This is a genomic window from Bacillus sp. SIMBA_005 (assembly GCF_046535585.1).
GTDB lineage: Bacteria > Bacillota > Bacilli > Bacillales > Bacillaceae > Bacillus > Bacillus pumilus.
In genome coordinates this window covers 1-271 of the sequence record NZ_JAWRWI010000422.1, presented here as the reverse complement: position 1 = coordinate 271, position 271 = coordinate 1, and the positions used below count along the sequence as shown (strand labels likewise).

Annotated in this window: 1 protein-coding gene; it reads right to left on the bottom strand. The window is 50.9% G+C overall.

Annotation, left to right across the window (positions count from 1 at the left end; translation table 11 throughout):
* On the bottom strand, positions 1-194 hold a 194-nt coding region (locus SB660_RS20720), incomplete at its 3' end, for a carbohydrate ABC transporter permease (protein WP_410584227.1).
* Between the last annotated feature and the right edge of the window lie 77 nt (positions 195-271).

Sequence of the window (271 nt, the reverse complement as noted above, 5' to 3'; positions counted from 1 at the left end):
AACTGTTTCCACCCCGTTGCGCCATCGACAGAGGCAGCCTCATACATGTCGCGAGGGATCGCTTGAAGAGCCGCAAGGTAGAGAAGCGTATTGTACCCAAACCATCGCCAGATGACCATCACTGAAACAACGACCCATGAACCGTAGTTTGTCGCAAGCCAATTAATATCGGGAATACCGACGAGCGAGAGCAACCAGTTCAGTAGCCCGTAGTTCTTATCAAAGATCTGTGCGAAAACGATCGTCGTTGCCGCTACAGAGGTGATGTATG